Raw genomic sequence first — 17,530 nt, 5'->3', positions numbered from 1 at the left:
TTGCGTGCGCTTCCCTTGTGTGCATGCTGTCGCCACTACCCCGGCGCAGCGACTGGGCGTCCTGCCTGCTCGTTCACCCAGCCGTATCAGCCTTCCCCGATATGGCAGTCAGGTCGGCCTGCGCATCGTCCTTTTCGAGGCTTGCTCGGCGGTTGCGGTAGGAACGGCGGTTGCCCGCCGCCCCCCGCGCAGATCCGTACGTGCCCAATTAAGGCATACGGCTCCTGCCTTAGGTCATGACGCGAAGACGCTCCAGCGGATGATTGTGGACAAGGCGCAACGGGGGCAGAAAGCGCTCAATGAGCGGCGCGAAGCGCGGCCAGGGCATGCGAGGCCGCTGGCTGCGTCGTCGCAGGGCACACAACCAGGCCCGTTCCACCTCGGCGCGAAATCCGTTGAGGCGGTAGATATTGCCAGGCACCGCAAAGTAGTTGTAGTACCCGCGCAAGACCTGTCCGAGCCAACGCCCCACAACAGCTATCGGCTCATGCCGACGACGCAGGAGGGTTTCCCGTATCGCCTTCAGGGTACCGCGCATGCGCTTCTTGACCGTCAGACGCAGGATGTCGAAGGCACCCCGCCTGCTGCGAGTGCAGCAGTGGGTAAAGCCAAGAAAGTCAAACGTCCCTGGCTTGCCAAGGTGACGCACGCGCCGACGCTCCGCAGCATATCGACCGAACTCAATCAGGCGCGTTTTCTCAGCATTGAGAGCCAGCCCAAATTTGCCCAGTCGCTCTTCTACCGCAGCCAGGAACCGTCTGGCCTCGTGTTCGTGCTGGAAACCTAGCACGGTATCGTCGGCGTACCGCACGACGATGACGCGGCCATTCGCTTCCTTTTTCCGCCAGCGATGCGCCCAGAGATCGAGAACATAGTGAAGGTACACATTCGCGAGCATTGGGGACAGCACAGACCCTTGCGGGCAGCCCCGTTGGCTCACGATCCTACGGCCGTCCTCGACCACCCCTGCCTTCAGCCCCTTGTGGATAAGCCGCAGTAGCCGCTTGTCCGCAATCCGGTGTTCCAGAAACTTGACCATCCATTCGTGCGAGATTTCATCAAAGAACCCCCGAATGTCCAGGTCGAGAATCCAGTTCACCTTTTGCGTCTTGATTCCAATGTAGAGCGCGTCCAACGCATCGTGCTGGCCGCGCCCGACACGGAACCCATATGAGAATCCAAGGAAGTCCGCTTCATAGATCGCACCTAGTACGGTCGAAACCGCCTGTTGCACGATCTTGTCCTCCAGGGAAGCAATCCCCAGTGGCCGCTGTCTGCCATCTGCTTTGGGGATGTATACCCGCCGCGATGGCTGTGCACGATACGTACCGGTATGAATCTCCCGATGCAGCTCGTGCACCCGCGTATAGAGAACTCCCTCGTATTCCCGCCACGTCACTCCGTCCACACCCACCGCTGCGTTCTGGCGCAAAGCGTAGAAGCTCTCCACCAGCAGCGACGGCGTGATGTGGTGCATCAATGCCGTGAACCTCGTCCGCCGATCCCGGCGGGCGACTTCGCGTACACCTTCAAGTCCCATCGACGCGCCGGCCCGGCTCTGTGTCCGGGGCGCGGGAGGCTTTCCAGTGTTCCCCTTGGCTGCGTCCCTTCCCTCCATCGCCTCCGCAGGGGGAACCCCTTTGTTCGACGACTTCTCAGGTACTACTGACGCATCCGACTTCTCATCGACGTAGACGGCGGGCGTACGGCTTGTGGCCTTCCCCGCCCCATCCGGGCAAACGGCCCCGAATGCCGATGAGATCTCCCAGTTCCTGTGCAGGAAGCTTCCCGACATGCGCAGGGTCTCCGACCGCGCGGGATCGTCACATGACTCGCATCTAACGCCATGTTCCGTGTTGCCTTCCGAGAAGTGAAACTCCGTCGGCATCCCGAATTCCTGATTACGCGGCTCAATGGCTGGCCTGCCGGTTTCCCCTGTCAACGCTTCGATGGATGCCTCACGACAGCCACCGCATGACTCGGGGTCAGCGTGGTTTGCTAGACCTTCGCTGCATCGAACTTTCATCGACTACCTCCTGCCAGTTTGTACTGGCGCACTTCACTCGCGTTACGGCCTGCACACTCGCGCTGTCACCGTATTTCGTGACACGCTTCACCGAAGGCTTCAACCGCTTCGTTACCTCCACGATTGCTCCGGTTGCTTCCGGCTGGAGCGGTTGCCGGGCGGGGCTTGCACCCGCTGGGAAAGCGCCGCCTTTGCACGGCGCACGCCAGTTGCAGACGTTGGACGAGATGCAACCCAAGCCGTTTGAGCATCCGCTTCGGGCTCGCAAGGAGGCGGTGGCTGCGCGAGGTCGCCTTATCGGACATCACCACTGATTGGTAGAAGTTGGCATGATCAGTTGTCTTCGGCCTCACCGCGCTCCGTGCTTGACTATGGCAGCTTACATGCCGCCAAACGGTTTCCTCACCGCCAGCTTGTTGGTCACCGATGTCACTCCGGAAACGCCCTTGACGATCGACTCGGCCTTGCCGATCTGGGCAGCTTCCATGACCGTGCCATTCAGTGTCACCGCACCGTCTTTCGCGATGACACTGATGTCTCCGGCGCTGATTTCCTTGTCCTTCCCGATGGCGGCATAGACCCTGCGGCGCAGGGCGCGGTCCGCTTTCCTGCCCGCGGGAGTCACCGCGCCCGATGCCGCGATCACGGACGCACCCTGTGCACTGGCGGGCGCACTGGCTGCGTCACCGGTCTGGGACCACGCCGTCGCGGAAGCGGTAACGAACCATGCGGCGATTGCCAACTCGAGTGCGTGGATTGTTTTCATGGATTACTCCGGTTCATGAAAGTGACGGAATCAAAAGGTATGGCGAATGCCGACCATGGCCGCAGTGGTGGAGACACCCGGCGCAACCGGGGCTCCATAAATGATCGTCTGGTTCATCGTCCCCTTGTTGTTGACATACCCGACCTGCGCGTACGTCTTGGTCCTCAGGGACAGGTTGTACTCCGCACCTACTGCGAATTCGCTCGAATGATTCGCGGAATTGTTCCGGTCCTTCAAGTAGTAGTAGCCGGACGTGATCCTGAAGGCGGGACTGAACTGATAGCCAAGGCCACCCGACGCCATTTCGAAGTCGGCGCTATTGCTCTTCGCCGGGTTCCTGCCTATAGCGTACGAGGCGGATACCGAAAAGCCACTGATCGTGTACATCGCACCGAAATAGTAGAAGCGGTTATTGTTCAGGCCGGTCGCCGGTACTGCCGGAGCCGCCGGGTAAGTGAGCGGATACGGGTTGGTGTCATGCCCGTTGTAGTACACCGCGGACAGGTTCAGACCGTAATTCGAATACTTGAGCACGGCCGACTCGCGCGTGCCGCCCTGGAACTGTCCCGCGACCCCGCCCGGCGCGAACTCGAGCGCAAGCGACGCGCCGTAGAATTTCGGCGAAGTGTAGACCAGCGCGTTGCTGTCATACAGGGCGCCGATTGGCGCGTTCGTGCTGGTGCCGGGCCAGCCCGCCGACTGATTCACGCCCAGCCACGCGGTCAGGATGCTGCCGAAATACTGTGCGCCGCGTACGTCCGTTTCCGCCATCGCGTAGATCATCGGGACGATCTGCCGGCCGGCGTCGAACGTGCCAAACGGCCCGGTTGCCCCGATCGTCGCAAACTGGTTGAAGAGGGCGGTCGTGCCCGGCGTGTCGGACAGCCCGAACTTGCCGTTCGTGGTGTTGAACGTGCCTTGCAGCTTGAACGTGATCTTGTAGCCGCCGCCGATGTCTTCGCTTCCCTTCAAGCCCCAATAGCTAGCATAGATGCCGCCGTCCTTGAGTTGATAAACATGTCCCTGGTTGCGCGCGGTCGGCTGGAACGTTGCGGCCGAGGTGCTCTGATAAAGGAGTCCAGTGTCGAGTACGCCATAGAGCGTAACCGACGACTGGGCATGGGCCGTCGCCGAAAAAACTATCAGCACTGCCAGGATACTCGACTTCAATTTCATTGTGTCTCCTCCAGATTTGAGGCGCGCCGGGTGGACCCGGCAGCTTATGGTTTATTGCTTACTGCCTGAATGAAACTGTGTTGTTGCCAGGTCGGTGTCTCACGCCGACAGGTAGTAATCGCCGAACTGATCGCGCAACCGGTTCTTGAGCACCTTGCCCGTTGCGCCAAGCGGCACCGAGTCGACGAACACCACGGCGTCCGGCTTCCACCATTTCGCAACCCGGTCGTCGAAGAACGTCAGCAGTTCGTCCGCAGCGAGCGTGCTGCCGGGCTTCTTCACGATTAGCAGCAGTGGTCGCTCGTCCCACTTCGAGTGCCGCGCGGCGATGCAGACCGCCGTCGTCACTTCGGGGTGCAGATACGCGACGTTTTCAATGTCGCCCGAACTGATCCATTCCCCGCCGGACTTGATGACGTCCTTGCTGCGATCCGTGATCTGCATGAAGCCGTCGGGATCGATCTTTGCCACGTCGCCAGTCGGGAACCAGCCGTCGTACAGCGGAGTTCTGCCGTCATGGCCGAAGTACGCCTGCGCGACCCAATGACCGCGCACGAAGAGGTCACCCGTTGTGGTGCCGTCCCACGGCAATTCATTGCCTGCGGGGTTGGCGATTTTCATGTCGATGCCGAACAGCGCGCGCCCCTGCTTCGCCTGGAGGGCGTAGCGCTCCTCTACAGGCAGAGATACCTGATGCGCCTTGAAACTGCAGACCGTGCCGACCGGGCTCAATTCCGTCATGCCCCATGCGTGCAGTACATCGACGCGATGGCGCGTCTGGAACGCCATCGTCATCGCAGTCGGACAAGGCGCGCCGCCGATAATCGTGCGCTTCATCGACGAAAACGAACCCATGATCGCGTCGACATGCGCAAGGAGTCCCTGCCAGACGGTCGGCACGCCGGCCGACAGCGTGACCTGCTCGTCCTCGATCAGGTCATGGAGCGATTTGCCGTCCAGTGCCGGCCCCGGAAACACCAGCTTCGCACCCACCATGCAGGCGATATACGGCAGTCCCCACGCGTTCACATGGAACATCGGCACGACCGGGAGGATCACATCGCGCGCCGAACAGTTCAGCGCATCCGGCATCGCCGCCGCGTAGGTGTGCAGCAGGGTCGAGCGGTGGCTGTATAGCACTCCCTTCGGATGGCCGGTCGTCCCGGACGTGTAGCACAGCGACGACGCGCTGTTTTCGTCCAGCAATGGCCAGTCGAAAGCGTCGCCGTGAGCGTCGATGAGATCCTCGTAGCACAGCAGCTTCGTGGACAGGCCATGGTCTTGTGGCATATGCGCCCGGTCGGTCATGGCGACGAAGACCCTCGGGCCCTTGACCCGCGGTGCGACGCTCTCGATCAGCGGTAGAAACGTCAAGTCGAAGAACACGACGCGATCTTCCGCGTGCTCGATGATGTACGCGAGCTGATCGACATGCAAACGGGGATTGAGCGTATGCAATACGGACCCGGCTCCGGACACCGCGAAATACAGCTCCATGTGACGGTAGCCGTTCCACGCCAGCGTCCCGACCCGTTCGCCCGGCTGAATGCCGAGGCCTGCGAGGGCATTTGCCATGCGGCGCGCGCGTTGCGCAAATTCGCGGTACCGATACCGGTGAATGTCGCCTTCGACCCGTCGTGACACGATTTCCTGTTCGCCGTGGTGGCGTTCAGCGTGCGTGAGCAGCGACGCAACCAGTAGCGGTTGCTGCATCATCAAACCTTGCATCCTTGTTCCCCTGAATGACTGCATGTTCCGGCGCGGCCCGGATCACGGTGCCGCATTGCATCCCGATGCCTGCGCGGGACTGGCGGCCGGATCGTCGAGACTCACGAGCAGCTTTCCGTCGACGACCCGGACCGGGAAAGTCGTCAGGCTCAACCCGGCTACGCCCGGCATGCAGCCGGTGCGCAGATCGAAGTGCAGACCGTGGGCCGGGCAGCGCAGCACGCACCCTTCCAGCTGACCGTTTGCGACCGAGGCTCCCTGGTGCGGACACGAGTCGTCAATCGCGTGGATCGTGCCGTCGATATTGAACAGGACGATGCTGCGGCCGTCGACGAAGACCAGTTTGCGCTGGCCTCGCGCGAGTTCGTCGACCGCGCCGAGCGGTATCTGATCAGACGAGTTCATGGATCAGTGTCTCCGCCATCGGCCATTCACCAAACCCTGCGGCCGGATTCAGGTGACCGACTTCGCCAAGGTCGACGAGCCGGCTGCCCCAGTCTTTCGCCATCGCCGCGGCGCGCTCGAATTGCGCGAGCGGATCGTTACGGCTCGCACCGACGATGCTCGGAAACGGCAGCGGCTTTCGTGGAATCGGCTGCCAACCGTTCTGAGCGAGCACGTCGAAGGCCGGGTAGCCTGCCGGCAGCAACGTCTCGAGATCGGCCGGAGCGGCGAGCAGTGCGCCGTGAATCTTGCGGCTGTGATGCTGGGCCCAATGCACCGTGATCATCACGCCCGCGCTATGCGCGACCAGGAGCACCGGACCATCGATGTTCGCGAGGGCAGCATCGAGCGCCGCGACGCGTGCCGCGCAACTGAGTTTGTCGTGCTCGAGCGGCGACACTGAGGCCACCTTGGGCAGCCTCTGCGCCAGCAGCGTTTGCCAATGCTCCGCGACGTGGTCGCGCAAGCCCGGCACCATCAGAATGGTTGGTGTCATTGCGGCTTGTCACCGACAATTCCGGCGCGCTCCATCTTGCGGTGACACGGCGGGTAGTCCATCACTGCGTAGTGCTGCGTACTGCGGTTGTCCCAGATCGCAATGCTGTTGGGTTTCCAGCGCCAGCGGACCTGGTACTCGGGGATGTAGGCCTGGCTGATGAGATAGCGCAGCAACTCACCCGCGCCCGGATTGGCGTCCTGCCCGAAGCGCACGCGCGCCGGCGTGTGGTAATTGGTGAAATGGGTGGTGAAGGCGTTCACGAACAACACCTTCTCGCCGGTCTCCGGGTGCGTGCGCACAACGGGATGCTCCGCGTCCGGGAATTGCGCCTTAATCGCGAGGCGTTTTTCGATTGGCATCGCGGCGCCGAAGCTCGCCTCAATGCTGTGGCGGGCGCGCAGGTCCGCGATCTGGCTCTTGATGTGGTCTGGCAGGTTCTCGTAGGCGAGGACCATGTTTGCCCACATCGTGTCGCCGCCAACTGGCGGGCACTCCACACAGCGCAAGACAGCGCCGAACTGCGGCGCCTCGCGCCAGGTGGCATCCGCGTGCCACGCGTTTTCATACCGGTCGTTGGGCTGATCCGGGTTCTTGTAGATGCGCACGAGGCCCGGATGTTCCGGATCGCTGCCGGCGACAGGATGGTCCTCCAGTTCGCCGAAACGGCGCGCGAATGCAACGTGCTCTGCGCGCGAGATGTCCTGGTCGCGCAGGAACAGCACCCGGTGTTTGAGCAGCGCCGCGCGGATCCCGGCAAACAAGCCGTCATCGTCGATGGCATCGGCAAGGTTCACACCGACCAGTTCGGCGCCGATCGCGCACGTCAATTGTTCGATTCGCATGGCGTTCTCCTCAGATGACGAAGACTGACGAGCCGGTCGTCTTGCGCGATTCAAGGTCGCGGTGGGCCTGCGCCGCTTCCTCAAGTGCGTAACGCTGGTTGAGTTCGATCTTGATGCGGCCTGCGGCGACATGCCCGAAGAGTTCGCCGGCGAGTTCGTCCTTCTCGGCGGGGTCGGCGATATAGTCCGCCAGCGCGGGACGCGTCAGGTAGAGCGAGCCCTTCATTGCCAGAATCTGCGGATTGAACGGCGGGATCGGACCGGACGCGGTACCGACGCAGACCATCAGGCCACGGCGCCTGAGCGAATCGAGCGACGCCTCGAAGGTATCCTTGCCGACGCTGTCGAACACGACGTCCACGCCGACGCCGTTGGTCAGTTCGCGCACGCGCTTCGCGACGTCCTCGCGGCCGTAGTAGACGATGTGGTCGCAGCCATGCACGCGGGCCACCTCGCCCTTGGCCTCGTTCGAAACCGTGCCGATCACGGTGAGACCCAGCAGCTTCGCCCATTGCGACACAATCAGGCCAACACCGCCGGCGGCGGCATGCAGCAGGATGGTGTCACCCGCCTTGAAATCGTGGATGCGGCGCATCAGGTACGACGAGGTCAGGCCTCGCATCGTCATGCCGGCAGCCGTTTCGCAGGAAATCGCCTCCGGCAGCTTGATGAGCGGAGCCGCCGGAACCAGGCGTTCAGTGCTGTAGGCGCCGAGTGTGTTGAGAAAGCCGGTGTAGGTCACGCGATCGCCGAGCGCGACGTTGGTCACGCCGGAGCCGACTGCCTCGACCACACCTGCAGCTTCGACACCCATGCCTGCAGGCATCGGTACGGGGTAGAGGCCGCTGCGGAAGTAGGTGTCGGCGAAATTTAGGCCCACTGCCTCATGCCGCAAGCGAACCTGCCCGGGACCGGGGTCGCCCACTTCAACGCTTTCATAGCGCAAAACTTCGGGACCGCCGGTCTCATGGAAACGCACTGCTTTCGCCATTTCGAATCTCCTATCCTTACTCGAACTACAAACTTGAATTTGGTCGGCGACGGTGGTGTCCGTCCCGTTCTCAGGTTCACTTGCCAGGCCTGAGCTTGCCGGTGACCCTTGGGTCAGCGCTGGCCTGTTCGCGCAGGGCACTCACGCGATCGAGGTCGACGCCATAGTTCCGTTTGCCGATGAAGAAGGCGACCGCCGCGACGAGCGGCGCAAACGGCACGAGTTGCAACGCGCCGAGCAGCCCGATCCGGTCAGCCACAACGCCCGTCAGGATGGCAGCAGGTGCCAGGCCCAGCAGGTTATTCGCCAACGTCAGCGTGGCAAACGCCGACGCATGGATCGACGGTGGGGTGAGGTTCGCCACCATCGCGCCTGAGGGGCCGGTCGCGCCTGCGCAGAAGAACATGCCGGCGCCAATCACGACGAGCTGTGCCGGACCCGCCGGCATCCGGAAACCGATCGTGAGCAGCACGAAGCAGATCAGGCAGAAGGCGACAGACGTGCTCCACTTCCTTTCCCGCGCATGCTTGCTGAGCCGGTCGGTCAGATTTCCGCACACCACCATGCCGAACGCAGTGGCCAGCACGAACACGGCCGCGCTCATGGCCGCCTTGCCGGCGGGCATGCCGTAGTAGCGGTTCAGGAAGCTGGGCATCCACGCCCATACCGCGGCGGGAACCAGCAGATGGATGCCGCTGCCGACGTAGGCACACACAACCGACTTTGTAGAAAAGAGTCCTTTCATCAGCGCGCGCAGGCTCATGCGCACGCCGGCGCCCTGCGTCCGACGGCCCACGTTTGCCGGTTGCAGCGGCGCGAGCCGCTTTTCGGTGATGGCGAACCGGTAGACAACGACCAGCATGATCCCCAGGGCCGCCATTGCACCGAACGCCGCGCGCCAGCCCAGGTGAGCCGCGACCGCACCGCCTAGCGCCATGCCCAGCACTGAACCGAACGCGCCGCCGGCCATGAACGCGGCGGTGAGCGTAGCGCGCAGCCGTGCCGGAAAGATGCTGAGGACAACCGCAATGCCGACACTGCCATAGGCGGCTTCACCGATCCCGACGAAGGCGCGCGCGAGCAGCATTTCGTTATAGTTCGTCGAGAGCGCACAGCCGAGTGTCGCGAGACTCCACATGGCCGCCATCAGGACAATGCTTTTCACGCGGCCCCAGCGGTCGGCGAGCACCGACAACGGAAAGGTGAGCACGCCGACCATCAGCGCGACCACACTGCTCAGCGAACCCAGCCGGGTGTCCGAAAGATTCCATGTGGCCTTAAGCATCGGAAACACCGCATTCAACACCTGACGCGACATGTAGTCGGAGAGCAGCAAGCCCACGGTCAGGGCAAATACCACCCACGCATACGCGGGCACGTCTTTTGGCGTTGTCGAAACGTCGGCCGTGGTCGGCTCGGCATGGGTGAACATGAGTCGTCTCCTTCGTGTCCAGCTCGTTGGCGACCGCCTTTGCCCTGGAGGGCAAAGGGGAGCCTTTATGCTGCGCGTAGCGGCAGGTTCTTCACGCCGGCCTTGCGATTCGGCGCCATGCCGTTGGCCGCGAGCGTTTCGTCGGCCGTCTCGTACTGCACACCGATGCGGTAGATGTCGCGCGCTTCCTTGCCGGAGGCAATCTCGCGGCCGAGTTCACGCGCCACCCGCACGCACTGTTCGATCTGCTACAGCGAAGTCATCCTGTTGCCGTGCTGGTCGATGATCGTGTCTTCGATGCCGCAGCGAGGATGCAGGCCCATGGCCATCGCCATCATGTTGAACGGCAAAACGTTCTTGAGCAGCGACTCGGCCGTGAGCGTGCAGCCGTCCGGCGCGCGGTGAACGAAGTTGACGAAGTTGAACGGGTTAGGGCCGTCGAAGCCACCGCCGATACCGATCCACGTCAGGTTGAGCGGACCCTTGTAGGCACCCTTGCGCACGAGGCGATCGAGTGTTTCAAGCGCATGTATGCCCGTGAGCTGGAAGTGCGGCTGGATGCCCGAGGCCTGCAGGCGGCGCAGGTGCTCCTCAACCCAGGCCGGACCCGCGGGCACCGTCATTTCGCTGTAGGCGGCCATGAGCGCGGGATTGGACAGCGACGTGCCTTCCAGGTACGCCGGATAGAGCAACTCCATGATGTTCATCTGCGTGGTGTTGATTGCCACGGTCACCTGATCGGGCTTCGGGTCGAGATCGGCCAGCATGTGGCGGGTGTCGTCCGACAGCCACTTTGCGGCCTGCCCGTCGTCTTCCGGCGCGAACGAGATCGAGCCACCGACCTGGATGATCATGTCCGGCACGGCCGCGCGCACACCCGCGATGAGTTCGTTGAACTTCGACAGGCGTTTGGAGCCCTTGCCATCCAGTTCACGCACGTGCAGGTGCAGGACGGTCGCGCCGGCGTTGTAGCAGTCGACGGCCTTCTGGATCTGCTCCTCCATCGTCACCGGAATGTCTTCCGGAAAATCCTCGGGCATCCATTCCGGGCCGTACGGAGCCGTTGTGATGACAACCTTGTCCTGGTTCTCGGGGTGCAGCGAATCGTCGAGGAATTGCATCGTGTTCTCCAGTAAGGGGACGGTATTCCGACGCTCGCGACACAGTTAGCCGCTTCAAAACTGGTCGGAACATGATGAACCGTTGAGATCGCACGATACGGCAATCCTGCATTACACTTTTGTGATTGGGCGCCATCTTTTTAGCATTTCATGCCACTGCGCGTTAACACCGATATTGGTGCGCGGCGGGCATTTCATAACCGGACGGGAAGGCGTTGCCCGTAAGGCGCGTGCGGAGGCATAACGATGGAATCGATGCTGCGGTCGGTAGCCATGAACGGCTACTTCGATGTGACGCGGCGGGTCGGACTGAACCCGGTCGAGCTTGCGCAGCAAGTCGGGATCGATACCGCCGCGCTTGCAAATCCGGACGATCGCATTCCGGCAGCCGCCGCGTGCCGGCTGCTGGAACTTACCGCCGAAAAGGCGTCATGTCCGACTTTCGCGCTGCAGATGGCCGAGACCCGGCAGACGTTCGGTACGGGCGTGGTCAATGTCCTGCTCGCGCACAAGCGCACGCTGCGCGAGGTGTTGCTGGCGACAGCCGAATACCGGCATCTATTGAACGAAGCTCTTGCTGTGTACGTCGAGGACGTAGGCGAAACGGTGACCATCCGTGAAGAACTGGTCGTCGAACCGGGTACCCCAACGAATCAGGCGATCGAACTCGCAGTCGGCGTTCTGTGGCGCCACTCGAGCGCCTTGCTCGGCGATCACTGGAAACCACGCTCAGTGCATTTCGTTCATCAGGGGCCGAAAGACCTGACGTTTCATCGACGATTTTTCGGCTGTCCGTTGGAGTTCGGCAGCGATTTCAATGGCTTTGTGTGTGCCGCCGCCGAGCTCGACTACCCGAACCCCGCCGCTGACCCGGAACTGGTGCGATATGCCGAGAGCCTCGCGGATTCGCTCAACGTGACGGGTGTCGACTCGACCGCGCTGGAAGTGCGCAAGGCAATCTACTTGCTGCTGCCCCTCGAACAGGCCACTGTCGAACTAGTTGCGCGCCATTTGCGTCTGAGCGTTCGCACCATGCAGCGCCAGCTTGAACTGGCGCATACCAGCTTCTCGCGTCTGGTCGAGGAAGTCAGGCGCGAACTTGCCGTGCGCTATATGGGCAACCCACGCTATCCCATCGGGCGGGTTTCCGCACTCCTAGGCTATTCACAGCAGGGTTCCTTCACGAACTGGTTTGCTTCACGCTTTGGCGTGACGCCGCGTGACTGGCGCAACAGCCATTTGAAATGATTGCGCTGCGCCTTGGGCCTTCGAACGTTGCGGTCGCAATCCAGTCGTCGAATCACCGAAACCTCGCAATCGCAAGCCGCCATGACGACCGGCGCAGACATCCGCCGCTCAACAGTCGACTCGCCCTGCTCGGTCAGTGCGACGAGACCTGTCGCCTTCGACAATCGTGTTCATCACCCGCGAACGTCTGGTACGGGAGACAAAATGGATACACTTTCAAACGGTCGCGCAAGGGACCGCGAACGGCCAAAAACTCGTCTTGAGATATGACTGCTTCTATGGCCGTATCAGGATCTGAAGCAGCCGTTGCGGCTGCGACGTAACGAACGGCGGCTGCGGGTCGAGGGTGTGTGAAAACGCCATGATCGCCTAAACTGGATTAACTCATTCAGCTTGGGTGACCGGATGAAGCGATTCATAGAAGGTGAAGATCGCAAGCAGGTGACGCTGCTTCCAGAGTGCCTCGATGACTTCGTCGCCGAGGACAATCCGATCAGGATCATCGAGGCGTTCGTTGAAGAGCTTGACCTTGGATCACTGGGCTTCGATGGAGCGATGCCGTCGACTACAGGTCGACCGTCATATCATCCTGGCGCTCTGTTGAAGATCTATATCTACGGCTACCTGAATCGGATTCAGTCGAGCCGCCGCCTGGAACGTGAATGCCAACGCAATGTTGAATTGATGTGGCTCACCGGCCGTTTGGCGCCGGACTTCAAGACCATAGCTGACTTCCGTCGTGACAACGGCACTGGCATCCGCAACGTATGTCGCCGCTTCGTCGTCTTATGTCGTGATCTGAAACTGTTCTCGCAAGCGCTCGTTGCCATTGACGGCAGCAAGTTCAAGGCGGTCAACACTCGCGACCGCAACTTCACTGAGGGTAAGGTCGACAAGCGGCAGAAGCAGATCGAGGAGAGCATCCAGCGGTATCTGAACGCGCTGGAGACTGCCGATCGTACGCAGCCCGCTGAGCTGGAAGCAAAGACGATCCGATTGCAGGACAAGATCGCGCGCTTGCGCGAGCAGATGCGAAACCTTGAGCAGATCAAGGAGCAACTCAAGACGCAGCCTGATGGCCAACTCTCGATGACTGATCCCGACGCGCGTTCCATGGCAACGAGCGGCAAAGGCTCGGGAATGGTGGGCTACAACGTACAGGTGGCAGTAGACGCCAAACACCACCTCATCGTTGCTCACGAGGTCACAAACTCTGGCAGTGACCGGGCACAGCTAAGTCCCATGGCTCAAGCTGCCCGCGATGCTATGAATAGGCCCAAACTTCGGGCAGTCGCTGATCGTGGCTACTACAGTGGACCTCAGATCAAGGCATGCGCAGATGCCGGCATTGCCGTCATCCTGCCGAAGCCAACGACGTCAGGCGCGAAATTCAATGGGCGGTTCGACAAAGCAGACTTCATCTACATTGCCCGGGACGACGAATACCAGTGTCCCGCCGGCGAACGCGCAATATACCGCTACACCAGCGAGGAACATGGGCTGCAGCTGCGCCGTTACTGGAGCAGTGCCTGTTCGCAATGTGCAATAAAGTCACAGTGCACGCCGAGCGTCCAGCGACGAATAAGTCGATGGGAACATGAGTCCGTTCTGGAAGCGGTCCAGCGTCGGCTCGACAGGACACCAGACGCAATGACGATACGCAGACGGACCGTCGAACATGTCTTTGGGACGTTCAAGCATTGGATGGGCTACACGCATTTCCTGACACGGAGGCTGCCCAACGTGGGGACCGAAATGAGTCTTAACGTACTTGCCTACAATCTCATGCGAGTGCTGCGAATCCTGGGGTTCAAGAAAACAATGAAAGCGATGCGGCTGGTGGGTGCGTGAGCACCCCGTAGGTCCTAACACAAACCCAGAATAGCCGTTTATAAGGCATTAAAGCCGGTCAATGGTTCGTTGTCGCCGCATCGGTCGAAGCGGCAGTTAAACACGCCAGGCGGTGTCAGAGTCGCGCGTCGCACTGCGATTCTGTGGACGTTTCCACACAACCTTATATGGACACCGTCCGGTTTGCCAGGTTGATCTTGATGTGATGTTAAAACGAGGTATCGGCTGCGGTCTTATATCCGGCCTGTAGTGCAAGCCGAAGCCCGCGGGCCCTGATGGAATTCGCCGGGAACATCCTCATCTGGGCCACGCACTTTTAAGCGCAAGGCTGTGTTCAGGTTTATGTTCCTGCGGTCCGACCTGTTTCGCCATCACATGTTAATCAACCTCAGCAACCTATCGGCCTTCACCTCGTCTTTCGTTGCTCATCTGCTAAGCGGGTTTCACGCTGACGTGATTCTTCTCGTACGTCTTGCCGTGGGCCAGAATGGCCCATGCGGTGCGTGCCATCTTGTTGGCGAGGGCCACCGCCGCAACATTCGCTGGTCGTCGCTCCTGGATCGCCTTCTGCCATGTAGTCGGCACTTTGGCGTGACACATCACCGAGCGCGCGCCGTGGATCAACAGCGTGCGCAGATACGGATCACCTCGCCGGGAGATCGATCCCAGCCGGATCTTGCCGCCGGTGCCGCTTTGCCTGGGCACCAGCCCGAGGAACGAGGCAAACTCGCGCCCGGACCTGAACGTTTTTGCATCCCCAATCGTAGCGACCAGCGCAGTCGCGGTAAGCCTGCCGATGCCTGGCACTTCCGCGATTGCCCGGCATGCAGCTTCCTGCTTGTGCCAGCCACTTATCTGCTTCTCAAGGTGGTCGATATCCTGCTCGATCCCGTCGATGCGTCTCAACTGGTCGCGCAGACTGCTGAACATGGTTCCCGGCAGCGCATCCTCGAGCTCTGCCATGCGGGCCCGCATCTCGGTGGATAACGTCAACTACGAAGTCCGCTCGCGCGACAACTATGATGGCCGGTTGGCAGGGGTGATTGTCGTGGTCAGTCGGCTATAGTTGTCGCTCCATTTTGATGGTCAGTGGGTAATTGTCGCTGCCGCTCTTTGTTGTTGTCGCTGGCTTTGCGGCGTCGATAGCTTTCAACATTCAGCTCGAAGATTGTCGAGTGATGAACGAGCCGGTCTATGGCGGCGACGGTCATGCCGGGGTCTGGGAAGACGTTATTCCAGCCGGAGAACGGCTGGTTGGCCGTTATCAGAAGGCTTCGCCGCTCATACCGTTCGGCGATCAGTTCGAACAGGACGCTCGTTTCCGCCTGATCCTTCCTGACGTATGACAGGTCGTCGAGGATGATGAGATCGAAACGATCGAGTTTGGCCAGTGCCGACGGCAATTGCAGACTCTTTCGCGCGGCCTGAAGCTTCTGCACCAATTCACTGGTGCGCATGCACAGGACCCGATAGCCCGCGTCGATCAGCGCGTGACCGATGGCGCTTCCCAGATGGCTTTTTCCAGCCCCCGGTGGGCCGAAGATCAGCACGGTGGCACCTTTCTCCAGCCAGGCATCGCCGCTGGCCAATGCCGTGACGTGTGCCTTCGAAACCATTGGTACCAGGCTGAAGTCGAAGGTGGCAAGGGTCTTGGTCGGATCCAGCTGCGATTCGACCCGATGACGTTCCAGCCTGCGCTTTGCCCGTTCGGCCAGTTCGTGCTCGAACAACACGCCGAGCAGTTGCGAGGCTTGCCAGCCTTCCTTGTCCGAACGTTGGGCGAACTCAGACCACAGTCGGCCGATCGTCGGCAGACGCAATTCGTTGAGCATCAGCCCCATGCTGCCGGCGTCGTAAGCGGATGCGTTCATACGACCACCTCCTCAGCGAGCAACGTGTCGTAGATCGCGGCATCTGGCATCTCGACCACGACCACCGGACACTCAGCCTGGCGCGGCGCAAATTCGTCGAACAGCGTCGTCAGATCAGGCAGCTCACCGCGTTCGAGCAAGGCATCGAGCCGGTCGGCCAGTTGCGCCTCAACGCCGTGATTGCCTGCCAGCTCAAGCAGTCCCACCATGGTCTTGCAGGCATTGCGTGGTGTCATCTCGCGATCCAGTTGCTCCCAGGTTCGGCGGTAGGCCTCGCGCGGAAACAGATCATCACGGAACGCGAGTCCCCGGAAGGCCTGCGGCTTGCGTTTGAGCGAGTCGATGAAGTGCCGGTAATCAATCGCCCGGCCGCGTCCCTTGCTGGTACTCGTGGTTCTGGGCGTGCTGTGTACGAGTGCACCGGACAGATAGCAATCGAGCCGGCCGCTGTAGACACGCACCTTCAGGCGGTGGCTGATCAGCCGCGACGGGGCGCTGTACAGGACGCCGCGCACGGTGAAGGTGCCACAACGGGTCACGCGCGCTTCTTCCTCAGCGAAGTCGGTGGTGCGATGCTCAGGTAGATCCTGCAGGCATGCCCGCTCGACCTGGAACGCCGCGGCATTGCGCCGGTTCCGACGCATCACCACCCCACGCACAAACTCATCGTAGGTACCCCGATCGACGAAGTCTCGATGGCCGCGTAACTCCAGCGCCTGATCGATCTGATCCTTCAGATAGCGATGCGAGGATTCGACACTGCCGTTCTCATGGCCCAGGCCACGATTGTTGCGCGTGCCCGCCATGCCGTAATGTTCGAGCAGCGCCTTATAGCGCACGGTGAAGTCTTCCTCCTCCTTGCGATTCTTGAACGCCGCCGACAGACTGTCGGAGCGGTGTTCGAGCGGGCACCCTCCCGCCTGCCACAGCGCGTTCTGCAAGCCCGTCGCGAGGGCCTGGAAGCTCTCCCCGCCGTCCACCACACTGGCGTACTCCCACCGGGAGTACGCCAGCACGAAGTGGTAGAGCATGTGTGAGAACGCAACGCCGGCGATCGTCACCCCCAGTTGGTCCATGTGCGTGAAGTCTGACAGGCCGCGCACGCCGGGCTCATATGTTTGAGGGAAGAACACCTCCTTGCTCGGCCCTTCGAGGGCGCGCCATTGTCGGATATGCCGCTCAAGCGTGCGACGCATGCTGTCGGGGAACCGGTCAACATGGTCTCGTTGCAGCTTCTGCAGCAGGGTGATGGCTTTGAGTTTCGGGGTGCTACGTAGTAACGGCACGATTTCGCCGTCCCAAACATCCGCGAACGGGTTTGTGCGGGTGCGCCAGTCTCGTTCTGGCTTCTGTGAGGGCAATGCAGTGGCGTGCGCCACGCGACGTGCCGTACGCACGCTCATACCCGCCTTCGCGGCGGCAACTTCCTGGGTGTGGCCTTTGCGCTTGGTCATGTAGAGATGAACCTGTCGATCGGTGATGTGGGTTCCCGGCATTGGCTGACCGCCATGTAACTTCAGTCAGCCATCCTAAGC

13 protein-coding genes and 2 pseudogenes are annotated in these 17,530 nt (G+C 61.4%); 2 read left to right on the top strand and 13 right to left on the bottom strand.

Going from position 1 to position 17,530, the window contains the following annotated elements; translation table 11 throughout:
- Positions 1-229: 229 nt before the first annotated feature.
- The 10 genes and pseudogenes from ltrA to P0D84_RS23280 form a co-directional block, all read right to left on the bottom strand.
- Positions 230-1,540 carry a group II intron reverse transcriptase/maturase gene (gene ltrA / locus P0D84_RS23325; RefSeq protein WP_408340808.1) on the bottom strand — a complete coding sequence of 437 codons (1,311 nt, stop codon included), beginning with the start codon at positions 1,538-1,540 and terminating at the stop codon, positions 230-232.
- Positions 1,541-2,405: 865 nt separating this feature from the next.
- Positions 2,406-2,792 carry a BON domain-containing protein gene (locus tag P0D84_RS23320; RefSeq protein WP_408340806.1) on the bottom strand — a complete coding sequence of 129 codons (387 nt, stop codon included), beginning with the start codon at positions 2,790-2,792 and terminating at the stop codon, positions 2,406-2,408.
- Between the two features lie 30 nt (positions 2,793-2,822).
- Positions 2,823-3,968 (bottom strand): porin, encoded by a 1,146-nt coding sequence (locus P0D84_RS23315; protein ID WP_408340804.1) that lies wholly within the window; start codon positions 3,966-3,968, stop codon positions 2,823-2,825.
- A 99-nt stretch (positions 3,969-4,067) separates the two neighbouring features.
- The gene (locus P0D84_RS23310; RefSeq protein WP_408340802.1) at positions 4,068-5,696 is read right to left on the bottom strand and encodes a 3-(methylthio)propionyl-CoA ligase; all 1,629 of its coding nucleotides are present in this window, start codon (positions 5,694-5,696) and stop codon (positions 4,068-4,070) included.
- Between the two features lie 42 nt (positions 5,697-5,738).
- The gene (locus tag P0D84_RS23305; RefSeq protein ID WP_408340800.1) at positions 5,739-6,101 is read right to left on the bottom strand and encodes a Rieske (2Fe-2S) protein; all 363 of its coding nucleotides are present in this window, start codon (positions 6,099-6,101) and stop codon (positions 5,739-5,741) included.
- A complete protein-coding gene (locus P0D84_RS23300) occupies positions 6,088-6,636 on the bottom strand; it encodes an RBBP9/YdeN family alpha/beta hydrolase (RefSeq protein WP_408340798.1) in 549 nt (182 codons plus the stop codon). Before P0D84_RS23300 ends, P0D84_RS23305 begins: the two co-directional genes overlap by 14 nt.
- Positions 6,633-7,481, bottom strand: a complete 849-nt coding sequence (locus P0D84_RS23295) for a TauD/TfdA dioxygenase family protein (RefSeq protein ID WP_408340796.1) — start codon at positions 7,479-7,481, stop codon at positions 6,633-6,635. Before P0D84_RS23295 ends, P0D84_RS23300 begins: the two co-directional genes overlap by 4 nt.
- Before the next feature lie 10 nt (positions 7,482-7,491).
- Positions 7,492-8,472, bottom strand: coding sequence for a quinone oxidoreductase family protein (locus P0D84_RS23290; protein ID WP_408340794.1), 981 nt, complete (start codon positions 8,470-8,472; stop codon positions 7,492-7,494).
- Positions 8,473-8,548: 76 nt separating this feature from the next.
- Positions 8,549-9,904 (bottom strand): MFS transporter, encoded by a 1,356-nt coding sequence (locus P0D84_RS23285; protein ID WP_408340792.1) that lies wholly within the window; start codon positions 9,902-9,904, stop codon positions 8,549-8,551.
- Between the two features lie 65 nt (positions 9,905-9,969).
- Positions 9,970-11,025: pseudogene (locus P0D84_RS23280) on the bottom strand (beta-keto acid cleavage family enzyme).
- A 246-nt stretch (positions 11,026-11,271) separates the two neighbouring features.
- Here P0D84_RS23280 and P0D84_RS23275 point away from each other — a divergent pair.
- Positions 11,272-12,273 (top strand): AraC family transcriptional regulator, encoded by a 1,002-nt coding sequence (locus P0D84_RS23275; protein WP_408340790.1) that lies wholly within the window; start codon positions 11,272-11,274, stop codon positions 12,271-12,273.
- Positions 12,274-12,678: 405 nt separating this feature from the next.
- Positions 12,679-14,124, top strand: a complete 1,446-nt coding sequence (locus P0D84_RS23270; RefSeq protein ID WP_408340788.1) for an IS1182 family transposase — start codon at positions 12,679-12,681, stop codon at positions 14,122-14,124.
- 432 nt (positions 14,125-14,556) lie between these two features.
- On the opposite strand, the pseudogene P0D84_RS23265 reads toward P0D84_RS23270, so the two are convergent.
- The 3 genes and pseudogenes from P0D84_RS23265 to istA form a co-directional block, all read right to left on the bottom strand.
- Positions 14,557-15,102, bottom strand: a pseudogene (locus P0D84_RS23265) (IS110 family RNA-guided transposase); the annotation flags it as partial.
- Positions 15,103-15,176: 74 nt separating this feature from the next.
- Positions 15,177-15,995 (bottom strand): IS21-like element helper ATPase IstB, encoded by an 819-nt coding sequence (istB, locus tag P0D84_RS23260; RefSeq protein WP_408340786.1) that lies wholly within the window; start codon positions 15,993-15,995, stop codon positions 15,177-15,179.
- On the bottom strand, positions 15,992-17,491 hold the full coding sequence (gene istA / locus P0D84_RS23255; protein WP_408340784.1) for an IS21 family transposase: 1,500 nt from the start codon (positions 17,489-17,491) through the stop codon (positions 15,992-15,994). The genes istB and istA overlap by 4 nt, the downstream gene beginning before the upstream one ends.
- Between the last annotated feature and the right edge of the window lie 39 nt (positions 17,492-17,530).

This window comes from Paraburkholderia sp. RL17-337-BIB-A (assembly GCF_046025895.1).
Lineage (GTDB): Bacteria > Pseudomonadota > Gammaproteobacteria > Burkholderiales > Burkholderiaceae > Paraburkholderia > Paraburkholderia fungorum_C.
The sequence above is the reverse complement of the archived record's forward strand: the minus strand, read 5'-3'. Positions and strand labels throughout refer to the sequence as shown.